The sequence below is a fragment of the Pseudoflavonifractor capillosus genome, from assembly GCF_016899775.1.
Lineage (GTDB): Bacteria > Bacillota > Clostridia > Oscillospirales > Oscillospiraceae > Lawsonibacter.
In genome coordinates this window covers 22927-37673 of record NZ_JACJJE010000005.1, presented here as the reverse complement: position 1 = coordinate 37673, position 14747 = coordinate 22927, and the positions used below count along the sequence as shown (strand labels likewise).

Genomic DNA, 14747 nt, shown 5'->3' with positions numbered 1-14747 from the left:
GCCGGAGCGCGGCAGGACCATTTTCTGCCTTCTAGTTTACCGGAAAACCAACAAAAAGGCAATGGATTTTTCCTGGGGGCGGCACCCCTTTCCGCCGGGCGGCAGGCAGAAGTTCATCCGCGGCGGAGAAGCAAAATTTATCGGTTCTTAAGATTTTACGTCTTGCATCTTAAACAGTCTGTGTTATGCTAAACGTAACACATCAGAACGATTTGGGGAAAGGACTGGGAGAGACATGCATACCATTCTGATCTGCGACGACGACAAGGACATCGTTTCCGCGCTGGACATCTATCTCACCAGCGAGGGCTACAAGACTCTGCGGGCCTACAACGGCAAGGAGGCCCTGCTGGCGGTGGAACAGAACGAGGTCCACCTGATCCTCATGGACATCATGATGCCTGAACTGGACGGCATCCGGGCCACCGCCAAGCTGCGGGAGGGGAGCAACATCCCCATCATCCTCCTCACCGCCAAAAGTGAGGACTCGGACAAGATCCTGGGGCTGAACATCGGGGCGGACGACTACATCACCAAGCCCTTCAACCCCCTGGAGGTCATTGCCCGGGTGAAGAGTCAGCTGCGGCGGTACACCTCTCTGGGCGGGGCGGACAAGAGCCCCGGCCTGCTCACCGTGGGCCCTATCTCCCTGGACGACTCGGCCAAGCAGGTGACGGTAGACGGGGAGCCGGTGGCCCTCACCCCCATCGAGTACAACATCCTTCGCCTGCTCATGACCCACCCCGGCCAGGTGTTCTCCTCCGCCCAGATCTATGAGCAGGTGTGGAACGACCCGGCCTACGGCTCGGAAAACACGGTGGCCGTCCACATCCGCCACCTGCGGGAGAAAATCGAGATCAACCCCGCCGACCCCCGCTATCTGAAGGTGGTCTGGGGCCTGGGGTACAAGATCGACAAGGGGGGACTCTGATTGAAACGCCTGCGGGACAATCGGACCCTCCGGCCGGCCGCCTGGGCGCTCTTCGCGGCGGCGGTGTGCGCGGCCCTGCTGCTGGGACAGCAGTTTCTGTTTGCCCTGTGGTATACGCAATTTGGAGACTGGACCACCACCTGGGCCTTTGACACCAATTTGAACCAGCGGACCTACCAGGTGCAGGACTATGTGCAGCTCCAGACCGATCTGGACAGCGGAAGCCTGGACTATGTGGAGCGGGAGCAGACGGTGACGCTGCTGGCGGCCACCCGGGAGGCACTGTCGCCGGAGCGCACCAACTTCCGCTATCAGATCCTCAGCGCCGACGGCGCCCAGGTACTGGACACCAACCTCCAGGACTCGAGCCAGTCCTTTGAGACTCAGGTCACCGGCGTCTACTACGGGGTGCTGACGGTCAACAGCGGCCAGGTGGACTTTACGGCCAAGTCGGAACCGTGGACTGCCTCCATGACTGCCTCTTACAGCGCTGGCGCTCCGGTACCGTCGGAGGACAGCCAAAGCAACGCCATCCTGCGCTACGGCGTGCTCAAGCCGGAACTGATGGTGGTCCAGGATGAATTCCGCAGCCTGCTGACCCTGTGCGACGGATACGCCGCCAACGGTCCCCTGTACGGGGGGCTGGCCCTGGTGTTCCTGGGGGCGGCGGCCCTTCTGCTGCTGTTCCTTCTGTGGGCGGCGGGCCACCGGCCCGGGCAGGAGGGGATCGTCCTCTCCCCTGTGGACCGGGTATTCAGCGAGGTGTGGCTGGCCGCCTTGGCGGTGGGAACACTGCTGCTGTTTCTGGCGATCCCCCAGTATAAAACCGAGGCCGTCTGGGCCATGGAAGAGGCGGACCAGACCATGACTGCGGTTCTGCTGGCCGTGGGTACCGCGGCTGGGGGAGCCTGGGTGCTTCTGATGGCGGCCGCCCTGCGGACCCTGGTGGTCCGGATCAAGGCCCGGGCCCTGGCCCGGACCACCCTGCTGTGCAGGGTGGTCATGTTCCTGGCGCGCCGCCTTGCGGGCTTCTTCCGGGATCTGCCCCTGGCCTGGAAGGCGGTGGTGAGTTTCTTCCTGTATCTGGCCGCCATCTTCGCCTGTGACCACCTGTGGCCCCTCCACTATTGGTATCCGGTGCCCGGAGTGGTGGTCAACCTGGCGGTGCTGGCGTTTCTGTGCTGGTGGAGCGCCTGCTTCTGGCGGGTGCGCAAGGGGACGGAGGTCATTGCCGCCGGCAACCTGAACCACCAGATCGAGACGGCCCGCCTGCCCGGGGATCTGAAGCGCCACGCCGAGGCCCTGAACAACATCTCCGGCGGTCTGACCCAGGCGGTGAATGAGCAGATGAAGAGCGAGCGCTTCAAGGCGGAGCTCATCACCAACGTATCCCACGACCTGAAGACCCCCCTCACCTCCATCATCAATTATGTGAACCTCCTGAAGACCACGGAGCAGACCGACCCCACCGCCCGGCAGTACATCGACGTGCTGGACCGGAAGTCCCAGCGGCTCAAGAAGCTCACCGAGGACCTGGTGGAGGCCAGCAAGGCCTCCACGGGGGCCCTGTCGGTGAACCGGGAGAAGATCGGGATGGTCCAGCTGCTGGACCAGGCCCTGGGGGAGTACGAGGAGAAGCTGGAGGGCAAGCACCTGGCGGTGGTGCGCGCCGTCCCCGAGGGGGAGTGCTACGTGTACGCCGACGGCCGCCACCTGTGGCGGGTCATCGACAACCTGCTGTCCAACTGCGCCAAGTACGCCCTGGAGGGCACCCGGGTGTATATTGAGATCTTCCGGGGAAAGGGGAGCGTGAGCCTGTCGGTGAAAAACGTCTCCCGGGACCCCCTGAACGTGCCGCCCGAGCGGCTGATGGAGCGCTTTGTCCGGGGCGAGGAATCCCGCACTACCGAGGGCTCCGGCCTGGGGCTGTCCATCGCCAAGAGCCTCACCGAGCTCCAGGGGGGCACCTTCGAGCTGGTGGTGGACGGGGACCTGTTCAAGGCCATCGTCACCCTGCCCCAGTCCTCCTGATACAAGACAGCGCGGGACCGGCATCTGCCGGTCCCGTTTCCGTTTGGATTGGGAAAGACGCTTTAAAAGGGAAGAATGGCGTTCTTGACCCACACATACAGAAGAGCCAAAATGACCGCCGCCGCCGCGAAGATCACCTTATTCCCTGCCGCTGAGGTCCCCTTGCTCCGCAGCAGGGCCCGCATACGGGCGCCCAGAAGTCCCAGCCCCAAAAACAGAAGGAAGACAAAAATTGTGCGTACCACAGTCCACGCGCCATAGAAGGTCCCGACTGTATGCAAGAGAGAAATCAGTCCCGCGGCGATCCCCACGGCGGCCAGGCCCAGGGACAACAGCCAGGCCCGTGACATCCGCCCCGCCGGTCCGGGCCGTCCCTCCTCTGCCGCCTGCCGGGCCTCCTGGAGCCACCGCTGGGCATCTACCAAAACAATAAACTGATGGAGAAGCAGGGCAAGCAGCATGGCAATCATACCGGCCAGCAGGCCGCTGATCACTGGGGTTGACGGGACGAGGAACAGGTAGGCCCCGAAGATTAGAAGGCCCAACAGAGCAAAAATGCTGCAGAGGGCGGTCTCAGTCCGGACTGGCTTCACGTACTTGTCCTCCATCCAGCGGGTCAGCACCCGCCACTGGGTAGACAAGTCGGTCTGAATGGGGACGGGATATAGTTTTGAGGAGGCATACACCTGGATCTGAGGAAATTTGGACCAAGTGCCTATCAGCTCCCAGCCCACATAGCGGCAATAGTCATGGTAGATCTCCTGCCCCGCGGAGGGCAAGGGGTCCAGCCAACCCACTTGGGGGTGAAAGGCCAGGGCATAGCTCACGGGGATCGTACCCTCCAGCTTTTGATATGTGAAAAAATAGTTTCCCAGGGACTCCAACCCCCATCCCTTCGCGGCCATGCGATTGAAATGGTCCTGTAAATCCTCGTAATGAAAAGGGGCGTAGATATTGAGCTCATATTTTCGCTTCATGGAGGTTCCTCCTTAAAAAACTCGGTTGAGTACCCAAACGAGAAACAAGGCCATGAGAATATTTGCAGTGAGGAATATACTATAGTTGAGGGGTGCGGAGAGAGTCCATATCTCCCACTTCCGGATGGAAGGCCACCGCATAGTGGACGGGCGAGGATACGTTTTGGCGGTAGACCAGGAAGTGCTGCTCCATCCTCTCCAGCATCCAGCCGCGGGAAGCCATGTGCCCCAGATGCTCTTGCAGATCATTATACTGGTCAGGGGTGTACAAATTCAGCTCATAGCGCCGCTTCATTGAGAACCTCCTCCTTTCGAAAGATCTAGAACAGAGTGCTGCGCAGCTGGAGAATGAAAAACGCGAGGATCACCACAAACCCATAGCCGACCCAGTTGGCCGCCTGGGAGCGCCCGCGGCGGCGCAGCCAGTCCTCCGCCCGGCCCATTCCCCACCACACCAGGAGGAGAACCGCCGTCTGTCCAACGCTCCGAACCAGACTGGGGATGCCGCCGCCCTGAGTTGCCATATACCATACGCAGTATAGGAGGGCGAAGGCAGAGAGCACACCGCCCGCCTTGCGCATCCACCGCAGGAGAGGGGACAGACGGCCGTCGGGTCCCTCCCCCAGGCCCTCCTCCGCCCGGCGGACCTGACTGATCCAGCGGTTGGCATTGGCCAGCTGGATCAGGAGATCAGCCACCAGGTAGATCAGAAGGGCAATCAGGCAGAGCGTCAGAATCCGAAATGCCCAGTCCTCTGTGGCAATAAGGAACAGAGCGCAGAAGATGGCCGACAGGATAAAAATCAGCGAACACGCGGCCGCCCCCGTCTGAAGCCGGGGCACATACCGCCGCTCCAGCCAGTCCCCCATCACCCGCCACTGGATGGTCCGGTCGGTCTGGAGGGGGATGGGGTGGGGCTCCTCATTGCAGTAGACCTCGATTTGGGGAACCGTACTCCAAAAAGTCACCGGCTCCCAGCCGGCCTGCCGGCAGTAGTCCCGGTACACCTCCCCCTCCGAAGTAGGGGCGGGCTCCAGATAGCCCATCTCGGGATGAAATACCAGGGCATAACGCACCGGTTTGGGCTCTCCCCGGCGGTAGACCAGGAAGTACCACTCCATCCGCTCCAGCCGCCAGCCCCGGAGGGCCATAGCCTCCAGATGGTCCCGGATGTCCGCAAACTGGCAGGGTATATAGTGGTTGAGTTCATATTTCCGCTTCATCCCGGGGCACCTCCTCTCAAATCAGCCTAGAGCGGGATAGGTCTACCCGGCGCTCCCCCGCCGGAGCTCCTGTGACGGCTCCGCCGTCATGTGCCGGTAGTCGGCCAGCATGAGCTCCAGCCGGCGCTTTTCCATCAGCAGCCGGTCCTTCCCCTGCTGGGTGAGCACATAGCTGCGCCTGCGCCCCTCCACCTTGGTCTGCATGATCATACCGGCGGATAAAAAGTCCTCCAGCAGGTTGTACAGGGTCCCCGGGCCGATGGTCACCCGGTTCTGAGTGATCTGGGCCACCAGGGCCATAATGTCCGCCCCGCACCGCTCCTCCTGGAGGGCCAGGAGGATGTAAAACATCTGCTCGGTGAGGGTCTGAAATTTTTCCCGCGCCATGGACGGCACCTCCTTTTTCAGAAATTCCATTGTGAAATATCGAATATCGCTATCTTCATCCTTATCATATCATCGATATTCGATAGTGTCAAGCACCTCTTTTCACCGCCGCATGCAAATTTTTTCTGCGGCGGGCATAATCCTCCCCAGAGCGGCCATACTAGGGACCGAGGTGATATCCGTTGCAGTACAAAGACCTGTATGCTCTGCTCCGCAGGGAGCCGGAGGCGCGGCGATACTTTGACTCCCTCCCCTCCTACGCCCGGGAGCAGATCCAGACCAGACCGGACGGGGTCAACTCACTGGCCAGCCTGAAAGACTATGCCGACAATCTTCTGCGCGGCGACGACTAAGGAGGAACCTGCTATGGCTAAGAAAGGCATGAAGCGCCCGGGCTACACCGGCCCCGAGGCCCAGAACCAGAATCCCACCGCCAATCCCCAGAACTCCACCGGGAAGGACGCCAAGAACAAGTCCAACCCCAATCAGACCTACTGATTCCAGAGGCGGCACCCTGCCGCCTCCTACATAGACCGAAAACTGCCGCCTGCGGTGCAGGCGGCAGTTTTTATGCAAAAAGTTCCTCATCGCTGCGGCGAGGCCAAGTCATTTTCAGGCAGCTCCTCCGTCTGGATCAGCTCTCCGTCCCGCTCAAAGGAAAGAAAGGTATTGCCCTGGTGGGTGAGCATGCCGCGGTCCCCCTTGCTCAGCTTCCGCCAAACGGCGCGGGACACCTGACAGTCGATCACCGTATCCCGCTGGGCAATGTAGAAGTGGAGCCAGTAGGCATGATACAAGGCTGTGGCGGTATCTGACTTCCGGTGGACCAGCGCCTCCTCGGTCACCCAAAGCTCTCTCTGGTCCTTTCTGCGGGAATACCGCAGTCTGACCGTAAAAAGCACCACCAAAACAAGGCCCAGCCATATCCCATTTCGGATCAGAAAGTGCTCCATCCCTCCGTCCCCCCTCGGCCTATTGTGAAGGAAACGCAGTTTTTATCCCTTTACCAAATAACTCATGTCGTACAGACCGGGCTCCTTGACAGCGGCCATAAACTTGGCGGCCTCCAGGGCCCCCTGGGCGAAGATCTCCCGGGAGAGGGCGGTGTGCTTGATTTCCATGATCTCGTCGTGGCCGGCGAAGATGATCTCGTGCTCCCCCACGATGGTGCCCCCCCGGACAGCGGAGATGCCGATCTCCTTCTTGTCCCGGGGATGGCGGACCGAATGGCGCTCAAAGACGTACTCCGTCTCGTGGCCGCAGCTCTGGGCCGCCGCGTCGGCGATCATCAGGGCGGTGCCGCTGGGGGCGTCCACCTTCCGGCGGTGGTGGCGCTCCACGATCTCGATGTCATAGCTGTCCCCCAGCACGCTGGCCGCCTTCTTCACCAGCTCCAGCAGCACGTTGATGCCCAGGGACATGTTGGCGGAGCGGAAGATGGGCACCTCCAGGGCGGCGGCTCCGATCTGTGCCACCTGCTCCGGGGTGTAGCCGGTGGTGGCCAGGATCAGAGGGGTCTTGGTCCGCTTGCCGAACTCCAGCAGGCCCTCCAGGGCGGCGGGAGAGGAGAAGTCGATGACCGCGTCCGCCTCCCCGGTAAATTGGGACGGAGAGGAATAGACGGGGAACTCCCGGTCGGCAGAGCCCAGCACGTCGAAACCGGCGGCCACCTGCACCTCCGGGTCGGCATTGCACAGGGACTCCACCACCCGGCCCATGTGGCCGTTGCAGCCGGAAATGATGATCTTCAGCATGGGCGAGAAAACCTCCTTTGTAACGTGAGGGCTTACAGCAGGCCCTTGGCGGCCATGGCGGCGCGGAGCCGCTCGTGGTTCTTCTCAGACAGCTCGCACAGGGGCAGGCGCACCGGGCCGGCCTCCATACCCATCAGGTTCAGGGCCTCCTTCACCGGGATGGGGTTCACGTCGCAGAACAGGGCGTCGATCAGGTCCATGTACTCGATCTGCAGCTTGGAGGCGGCCTGGAAGTCGTTGTCCAGGCACAGATGGGTCATCTCCCGCATGACGCCGGGGATGATGTTGGAGGCCACCGAGATAACGCCCTTGGCCCCCAGGGACATCATGGGCACTACCTGGTCGTCGTTGCCCGACCAAATGTAGAAGTCGTCCCCGCACAGGTGGCGGGTGTGGGCCAGCAGGGAGAAATTGCCGCTGGCCTCCTTCACGCCGTTGATCTTGGGGTTCTGAGAGAGGATCTGATAGCTCTCGGCGGTGAAGGACACGCCGGTGCGGCTGGGCACGTTGTAGAGGATGATGGGCAGCTCGGTGCGGTCGGCGATGTACTCATAGTGCTTCACAAGCCCCGCCTGGCTGCACTTGTTGTAGTAGGGGGTGACGTGGAGCAGCGCGTCCGCCCCGGAGTCCTGGGCGTGGAGGGACAGGTACACGGCGGCGGAGGTGTCGTTGCTCCCCGCGCCGGCGATGACCTTCACCCGGTGGTTCACCCGCTTGACGCAGTACTCCACCACGGCGATGTGCTCCCGGATGGTCATGGTGGCCGATTCGCCGGTGGTACCGCACACGCAGATGGCATCCACACCGCCCTCAATCTGATTGTCGATGAGGCGGCCGAATGCGTCGTAGTTGATATTCCCGTTGGCGTCAAAGGGGGTGGCAATGGCCACGCAGTTGCCGGTAAAGACAGGAGTCCGCATAAAAAACATCCTTTCTAATCAATCCATTCGATCGGTTCTTTTAAATGGTGCGCAATCAGAATCGTCCGCTCAATATCCACATACAGGTCCAGTCCTTCCGGTGTATCCGGAGAAGGCAGGATACCGGCCTCCGCCTGGGCGGGCCCATGGCCGCCCAGATAGAGGTCCAGGGCCGTATAGTAATAGGGCCAGTTGTGGGACTCCAGCGCCGCTGACATCACATTGTCAAGGGAGGCAAAAAAGTCCGCTTTCTCTTCCACGCGGAGGCTGGCCGCTTCATAAGAGACGCCCAGATACTCCACCAAGAGCCATTTAATCAGCTCGCAGAAGCTGCGCTGATTGACGACGGCGGTATTCTCCCCATCCGATACAAGGACATGGTCCCTCATTCCTTGGGCTCAATATACCCCTCGGCGCACAGCAGCTCGGCCAGCAGGACCGCACCGCCGGCGGCGCCCCGGAGGGTGTTGTGGCTCAGGCCCACGAACTTGTAGTCATACTGGCTGTCGGGGCGCAGGCGGCCCAGGGAGACGGCCATGCCGCCCTCCAGATCCCGGTCCAGACGGGTCTGGGGCCGGTCGGGCTCCTCAAAGTAGTGGAGGAACTGCTTGGGGGCGGAGGGGAGCTCCAGCTCCTGGGGACGGCCCTTGAAGTTGGCCCAGTCCTCTTTGATCTGCTCCATGGAGGGGGTCTTGCCCTCCTGGAACTTCACAAACACGGCGGCCATGTGGCCGTCCAGGCAGGCCACCCGGAAGCACTGGGCGGTAATGTCGGGGCCGGCGGCCTTGACGATCTTGCCGTCCTCCACCTTGCCCCAGATCTTCAGGGGCTCCTGCTCGCTCTTCTCCTCCTCGCCGCCGATGTAGGGGATGACGTTGTCCACCATCTCGGGCCAGCGCTCGAAGGTCTTGCCCGCGCCGGAGATGGCCTGATAGGTGCACACCAGGGCCTTCTCAATGCCGTACTTCATCAGGGGATGGAAGGCGGGGGCGTAGGACTGGATGGAGCAGTTGGACTTCACCGCGATGAAGCCCCGCTGGGTGCCCAGGCGCTTTTTCTGGGCGGCGATGACCTCCAGGTGCTCCGGGTTCATCTCGGGCACCACCATGGGCACGTCCTCGGTCCAGCGATGGGCGGAGTTGTTGGACACCACCGGGCACTCGGCCTTGGCATAGGCCTCCTCCAGGGCGCGGATCTCGTCCTTCTTCATATCCACGGCACAGAACACAAAGTCCACCAGGCCGGCGATCTTCTCGATGTCCGCCTGGGCGTCCAGCACCACCAGGTTCTTGGCCTCCTCAGGGATAGGAGTGGTCATGGCCCAGCGGTCCTTCACCGCCTCCTCATAGGTCTTGCCCGCGGAGCGGGGGCTGGCGGCGATGACGGTGAGCTGGAACCAGGGGTGCTTCTCCATCAGGGTGACGAAGCGCTGGCCCACCATGCCGGTGCCGCCGATGATTCCGACTTTGTACTGTTTCATAAGAAATACCTCCCAAGTGGTTCAGGCCATTCTATGGCCCCATTGAATGTTCGGTGTCCGGGGTTCCAGACAAAACCAAGCCTTGTTTGAAAATTGGAAATGTGCCCAGCAGCGAAGGATTTTTTCGCCAGACAAGGCGATTTGACGCAGCAATACTTTGTGTATTGCAAGGAAAATCAACGCAGTATGACGGAAAAAGACTCGCTGTTTGGGCATATTGACATTTTTCAAACATGGCCCAGAGAAAAAAAGAAATCAGCGGCTTTTCAAGCGGCTGATTTTGTACTATAATGTCAGCTGTGGCCGAAACCGCCCACAGCCGACAAAATATTCACAAAAGCAGACAGCGCTCCATCAGGGAACCGCCCTGATGACAGTCGCAGAGCTGTTGACCCGGCGACCAGGGCCCTCCGTTCCGGTGCGAGAGGAAAACCCTTCGGCGGCCTTCCCTTTGGGCGTGGGTGGACGGGAACCGGCTCCCTGGCCACGCGTACTCATGTCGGCCGCGACCTCTATCATGCAAACTTGAAATTATCCTATCATGTTTGCCGGTGGGTGTCAAGAGAGCGAATCATCAGAAACGGAGAAATCAAGGAAGCTATGAGACGATTCTTTATGCAGTTTGCCGCCGTTCTGCTGGCGGTGGTTCTGGCCCTTCCCACTGTCCTGGCGGCGGGGAGCGGCGGCGAGATGGTCCGGGTAGGCCTAGCCTATGGCAGCGGCGCCCTGGTGAACGCCAACCTGGAGAACAACACCGGCTACGGCTCGGGCTACCGCATGGGCTACTTTGACGACGACCTGGACTTTGTGGAGCTGGCCTGGACGGACGAGGACGAGACCCAGATCACCATGGTCAAGACCCAGAACACCTGGGTGAACGGCACCTCCTACTCCAACTCCGACAACGGCGGGGACGTGATCGGCTGTTACCACGTGCTGGTGGAGAGCGGCTACCGCTCCTATAAGCAGGCCGCCGCCGACGCCCAGGAGTACCGGGACGGCTTTGTGGCCTGGATCGACGGGGACTACCAGGTGCGCGCCGGCTCCTACACCAGCCGGCAGGAGGCGGAGGACGCCGCCCAGAGCCTGGGCGGCACGGTGGCAGGCACCAGCTCCTACGCCGTCAACGTCACCCGCACCGGAACCGCGGAGATCCTGTTCCAGTTTGACGGGGGCGATGACCTGGCCCTGGGGGTGATGCCCGACGTCACCGGAGCGGATACCGTGCGCACCTGGTTCAAGGGATACCGGTACTACGGCGGCTTCCGCTATGAGCGCATCGGCGGCGGCGACCTGACGGTGGTGAACATCGTGGACCTGGAGACCTACATCAAGGGTGTCGTCCCCTATGAGATGAGCAGCAGCTGGCCCCTGGAGGCCCTGAAGGTCCAGGCGGTGTGCGCCCGCAGCTACGCCTACATCAACATCCACAGCGGAAAGCACACCTCCTACCACTTCGACGTGTGCAACACCACCGACTGTCAGGCCTACTACGGCGCGGGGACAAACAGCTCCTCCTACCAGGCCACCGAGCGTACCGACCGGGCGGTGGACGAGACGGCCGGGGAGTACGCCTGGTACGACGGGCAGGTCATCGAGGCCTTCTACTCCTCCAGCCACGGGGGAGCCAGCGAGAGCGTGTACAACGTGTGGGGCACCTCTCTGGAGCAGTACCCCTATCTGTGCGGCGTGGAGGACCCCTATGAGGCGGACATGGCCAGCAAAAACAGCTACTCCTCCTGGACGGTGTCCTACACCAGCTCGGAGCTGGCCCAGCGGCTGGAGAACTATGGTTACGACGCCTCCAGCGGCATCGAGTCGCTGACCCTCACCTACTCGGACCTGGGCAACGTCATCCAAGTGCGGGTGAACTACCGGGACGGCGGGAGCGACACCATCCGCCCCAGCAGCATGCGCTCTGTCTTCGGCATCTCCTCCATCCGCTTCACCGTCAACGGCCAGGCGGCCTCCTCCGGGTCCGGGACAACCTCCAGTTCCGGCGGCGGGCTCACGGCCAACGGCTCCACCTCCCTGGATTCCCAGGGCACCTACACGGTGATCAGCGGCTCCGGTTCCCTGAGCCAGGCGGGCCTGGACGGACTGTACGCCATCTCCGGCTCGGGCAGCATCACCCCGGCGGAGGACGCCGCCTCCGGCGGCGGCTCCGGTACGGACACCCCCATCGGCACCCAGGTGACGGTGAGCGGCAGTTCCTACTCCTTCCAGGGCTCCGGAAACGGCCACCAGCTGGGCCTGAGCCAGTACGGGGCCTGGGCCATGGCGGAGCGGGGCTTCACCTATGACGAGATCATCGAATTTTACTACCCCGGTACATACGTCCGGTAAATCTTATCCCTGATTTCCTGTTCCCGCTCCCCTGGGGGCGGGAACACAGCTTGCCGAAATCCTTTTCGGCATTCTCCCATTCCGCGCCGGTCTTCCCGGAGCGGCGCGGTGCAAATTTTGGAACAGAAAGGCGAAGGACTCTTGAAAACATCCGATTTTGATTTTTACCTCCCGGAGGAACTCATCGCCCAGCATCCCCTGGAGCGGCGGGATGCCTCCCGGCTGCTGGCCCTGGACAAGGAGACCGGGGCCGTCTCCCACCACCACTTCCATGACCTGCCCCAGTTCCTCCGGCCGGGGGACTGCCTGGTGCTGAACAATTCCCGGGTGCTCCCCGCCCGGCTCATCGGCCACCGGCTGCCCGGGGGCGGGGCCTGTGAGGTCCTCCTTCTCACCGACAAGGGGGACGGCCTGTGGGAGTGCCTGGTGCGCCCGGGGCGGAAGCTGAAGCCCGGGGCCCAGGTGGTCTTTGGGGACGGGAGCCGTCTCACCGCCACGGTGGAGGCGGAGGTGTCCGGGGGCAACCGGCTGGTGCGCTTTCACTACGATGGCATCTTCCTGGAGGTGCTGGAGGAGCTGGGCAAGATGCCCCTGCCCCCCTACATCAAGGAGGAGCTTCAGGACAGCGAGCGGTACCAGACCGTCTACTCCAAAATCAACGGCTCCGCCGCCGCCCCCACTGCCGGCCTCCACTTCACCCCGGAGCTTTTAAAACAGGTGGAGGACATGGGGGTGAAGCTGTGCTACGTCACCCTCCACGTGGGCCTGGGCACCTTCCGCCCGGTGAAGGCGGAGGACATCTCGGAGCACGAGATGCACTCGGAGTACTGCATGATCTCCGCCGACGTGGCCCAGACCATCAACGAGACCCGGAAAAACGGCGGCCGGGTCATCTGCGTGGGCACTACCTCCTGTCGCACCATTGAGAGCTTCGCCGCGGAGGACGGGACGCTGAAGGAGTCGGCGGGGTGGACCAACATCTTCATCTATCCCGGCTACCGGTTCAAGGTGCTGGACGGCCTCATCACCAACTTCCATTTGCCCGAGTCCACCCTCATCATGCTGGTGTCCGCCCTGGCGGGGCGGGAGCACGTGCTGGCCGCCTATGAGGAGGCGGTGCGGGAGCGGTACCGGTTCTTCAGCTTTGGTGACGCCATGATCATTCTGTGACCCGGCTCCCCCCGGCGGACCTCCGTCCGCCGGGGGACATAAGTCCCACTTTTCCTTGCGCTTTGGGGTATTTCCTGGTATACTGTCCCTTACATGGAAAATCAGCGGGTGAGCACCTACCGTATGCAAGGCTATTGCATGCGGTTTTTTTCTGGAAGGAGGAGCGGCATGGCAGCGTCGGAAAACCGGGACAGCTTTGGGCGCCTGGCGTACATTCTGGTAAAATTCAGTCTGCCCCTGATGCTCAGCGGAATTCTCCAGCAGCTCTACAACTGGGCGGACGCCTTCATCGTGGGCAACGTGGTGGGGGAGCTGGCCCTGGCGGCGGTGGGCTCCACCACCTCCATGGTCAACTTCTATGTGCTGGCCATCACCGGCTTTACCCTGGGCCTGTCCATTCTGTTTGCCCAGAAATTCGGCGCCAGGGAGCTGGAGGACATCCGCCGGATTCTCTCCACCTTTCTCTGGGTGCTGGGCGGGATCTTTCTGATCCTGGCCGCCCTGGGCATCTGCTTTGCGGAGGAACTTCTGCGTCTGCTCCACACCACCCGGGAGGCGCTCCCCCTGGCCGCGGACTACCTGGGTATCGTCCTGGCCGGCGTGCCCTTTCTGGCGGTCTACAACGTGTACTCCGCCGCCCTCCGGGGGATCGGGAACAGCCGGGCTCCCTTCTATGCCGTTCTCCTCTCCTCGGTGGTGAATGTGGCCCTGGACGTGCTGTTTGTGGCTGTCTGGGGCTGGGGCGTGGCCGGGGCGGCCATTGCCACCGTGATCGCCCAGGCGGCCATGACGGTGTTTCTGACCGGATACAGCATCATAAAGTATCCCATTCTCCGCTTCCGGCCCGGGCGGCAGTCCTTTGACCGGGCCATGCTGGTCCGGGGGTGCCGCTTCGGCATCCCGCCCATGCTCCAGTCCAGCGTCAGCTCGGTGGGCAGCCTGATTTTGCAGAACTTTATGAACGGCTTCGGCACCCAGACGGTGGCGGCGGTGACCACCGCCTACCGGGTGGATTCCATCGTCATGGTGCCCATTCTCAACCTGGGCTCCGGCATCTCCACCCTGGTGGCCCAGAACTGCGGGGCCGGACAGAATCTGCGGGCCCGGAGCATCTTCCGGGTGGGCACGGCGGTGATGGCGGCGGTCTCCCTGCTGCTCACCGTGCTGGTGATCCCCACCGGCGGGGAGCTGATCGCCCTGTTCGGGGCCGGCCCGGAGGCTGTCTCCATCGGAGACGCCTTTTTCCGCCGGATCGCCTGCTTCTATGTGGTCTTCGGCCTGGCCAACGCGGTGCGCAGTTATCTGGAGGGGATGGGGGACGTGGTCTACTCCAGTCTGGCGGGGATGGCCTCCCTGGTCTGCCGGATTATCCTGTCCTATACCCTGGTGGCCTTCTTCGCCAATATGGTGATCGCCTGGGCGGAGGCCCTCTCCTGGGTGCTGCTTCTCCTGCTGTACGTACTGCGGGCGGTCTGGAAGGAGCGCCGGTGGAAGAGCGAAGGCATCTTTCAAGCCTGAAAAAAGCACC

General features: G+C 62.2%; 16 protein-coding genes and 1 riboswitch. Of the genes, 7 read left to right on the top strand and 9 right to left on the bottom strand.

All coding sequences use genetic code 11. The features are described 5' to 3' along the window. Nucleotides 1–235: 235 nt before the first annotated feature. Nucleotides 236–931: a response regulator transcription factor gene (locus H6B31_RS02685; RefSeq protein WP_087287904.1), complete on the top strand. Its 696-nt coding sequence runs from the start codon at nt 236–238 to the stop codon at nt 929–931. After that, complete coding sequence (locus H6B31_RS02680) at nt 932–2962, top strand: sensor histidine kinase (protein ID WP_204897088.1); 2031 nt, start codon at nt 932–934, stop codon at nt 2960–2962. Nucleotides 2963–3024: 62 nt separating this feature from the next. Here H6B31_RS02680 and H6B31_RS02675 read toward each other — a convergent pair whose 3' ends face one another. From H6B31_RS02675 to H6B31_RS02660, 4 genes are all read right to left on the bottom strand, one after another. Continuing rightward, nucleotides 3025–3939 (bottom strand): DUF2812 domain-containing protein, encoded by a 915-nt coding sequence (locus H6B31_RS02675; protein ID WP_204897087.1) that lies wholly within the window; start codon nt 3937–3939, stop codon nt 3025–3027. 79 nt (nt 3940–4018) lie between these two features. Beyond that, nucleotides 4019–4234 (bottom strand): DUF2812 domain-containing protein, encoded by a 216-nt coding sequence (locus H6B31_RS02670; protein ID WP_204897086.1) that lies wholly within the window; start codon nt 4232–4234, stop codon nt 4019–4021. Nucleotides 4235–4259: 25 nt separating this feature from the next. Next, a complete protein-coding gene (locus H6B31_RS02665; RefSeq protein ID WP_204897085.1) occupies nt 4260–5162 on the bottom strand; it encodes a DUF2812 domain-containing protein in 903 nt (300 codons plus the stop codon). Nucleotides 5163–5204: 42 nt separating this feature from the next. After that, entirely contained in the window at nt 5205–5549 is a 345-nt protein-coding gene (locus H6B31_RS02660) for a PadR family transcriptional regulator (RefSeq protein ID WP_204897084.1), read from the bottom strand. A gap of 182 nt (nt 5550–5731) precedes the next feature. Here H6B31_RS02660 and H6B31_RS02655 point away from each other — a divergent pair, with 182 nt between their 5' ends. Both H6B31_RS02655 and H6B31_RS17460 read left to right on the top strand, forming a co-directional pair. Beyond that, the gene (locus tag H6B31_RS02655) at nt 5732–5902 is read left to right on the top strand and encodes a hypothetical protein (RefSeq protein WP_204897083.1); all 171 of its coding nucleotides are present in this window, start codon (nt 5732–5734) and stop codon (nt 5900–5902) included. Nucleotides 5903–5915: 13 nt separating this feature from the next. After that, entirely contained in the window at nt 5916–6047 is a 132-nt protein-coding gene (locus H6B31_RS17460; protein WP_255378391.1) for a hypothetical protein, read from the top strand. An 86-nt stretch (nt 6048–6133) separates the two neighbouring features. Here the strand turns inward: H6B31_RS17460 and H6B31_RS02650 are convergent, their stop codons facing one another. Genes H6B31_RS02650 through asd form a run of 5 tightly spaced genes read right to left on the bottom strand, consistent with a single transcriptional unit; the run spans nt 6134 to nt 9703 of the window. Then, the gene (locus H6B31_RS02650) at nt 6134–6502 is read right to left on the bottom strand and encodes a DUF2500 family protein (protein ID WP_204897082.1); all 369 of its coding nucleotides are present in this window, start codon (nt 6500–6502) and stop codon (nt 6134–6136) included. A 42-nt stretch (nt 6503–6544) separates the two neighbouring features. Continuing rightward, a complete protein-coding gene (gene dapB / locus H6B31_RS02645) occupies nt 6545–7303 on the bottom strand; it encodes a 4-hydroxy-tetrahydrodipicolinate reductase (protein ID WP_204897081.1) in 759 nt (252 codons plus the stop codon). 32 nt (nt 7304–7335) lie between these two features. Beyond that, nucleotides 7336–8223 (bottom strand): 4-hydroxy-tetrahydrodipicolinate synthase, encoded by an 888-nt coding sequence (gene dapA / locus H6B31_RS02640; RefSeq protein WP_204897080.1) that lies wholly within the window; start codon nt 8221–8223, stop codon nt 7336–7338. A 14-nt stretch (nt 8224–8237) separates the two neighbouring features. Continuing rightward, nucleotides 8238–8612, bottom strand: a complete 375-nt coding sequence (locus H6B31_RS02635; RefSeq protein ID WP_204897079.1) for a hypothetical protein — start codon at nt 8610–8612, stop codon at nt 8238–8240. Continuing rightward, nucleotides 8609–9703, bottom strand: coding sequence for an aspartate-semialdehyde dehydrogenase (gene asd, locus H6B31_RS02630; protein ID WP_204897078.1), 1095 nt, complete (start codon nt 9701–9703; stop codon nt 8609–8611). Before asd ends, H6B31_RS02635 begins: the two co-directional genes overlap by 4 nt. Nucleotides 9704–10039: 336 nt before the next feature. After that, a riboswitch (Lysine riboswitch) is annotated at nt 10040–10226 on the bottom strand. A 77-nt stretch (nt 10227–10303) separates the two neighbouring features. On the opposite strand from asd, the gene H6B31_RS02625 reads away from it, so the two are divergent. The 3 genes from H6B31_RS02625 (at nt 10304) to H6B31_RS02615 (ending at nt 14737) form a co-directional block, all read left to right on the top strand. Continuing rightward, the gene (locus H6B31_RS02625) at nt 10304–12049 is read left to right on the top strand and encodes a SpoIID/LytB domain-containing protein (protein ID WP_204897077.1); all 1746 of its coding nucleotides are present in this window, start codon (nt 10304–10306) and stop codon (nt 12047–12049) included. A gap of 141 nt (nt 12050–12190) precedes the next feature. Next, nucleotides 12191–13219 carry a tRNA preQ1(34) S-adenosylmethionine ribosyltransferase-isomerase QueA gene (queA, locus tag H6B31_RS02620; protein WP_204897076.1) on the top strand — a complete coding sequence of 343 codons (1029 nt, stop codon included), beginning with the start codon at nt 12191–12193 and terminating at the stop codon, nt 13217–13219. Nucleotides 13220–13387: 168 nt separating this feature from the next. Then, complete coding sequence (locus H6B31_RS02615) at nt 13388–14737, top strand: MATE family efflux transporter (protein ID WP_204897075.1); 1350 nt, start codon at nt 13388–13390, stop codon at nt 14735–14737. Nucleotides 14738–14747: the final 10 nt, after the last annotated feature.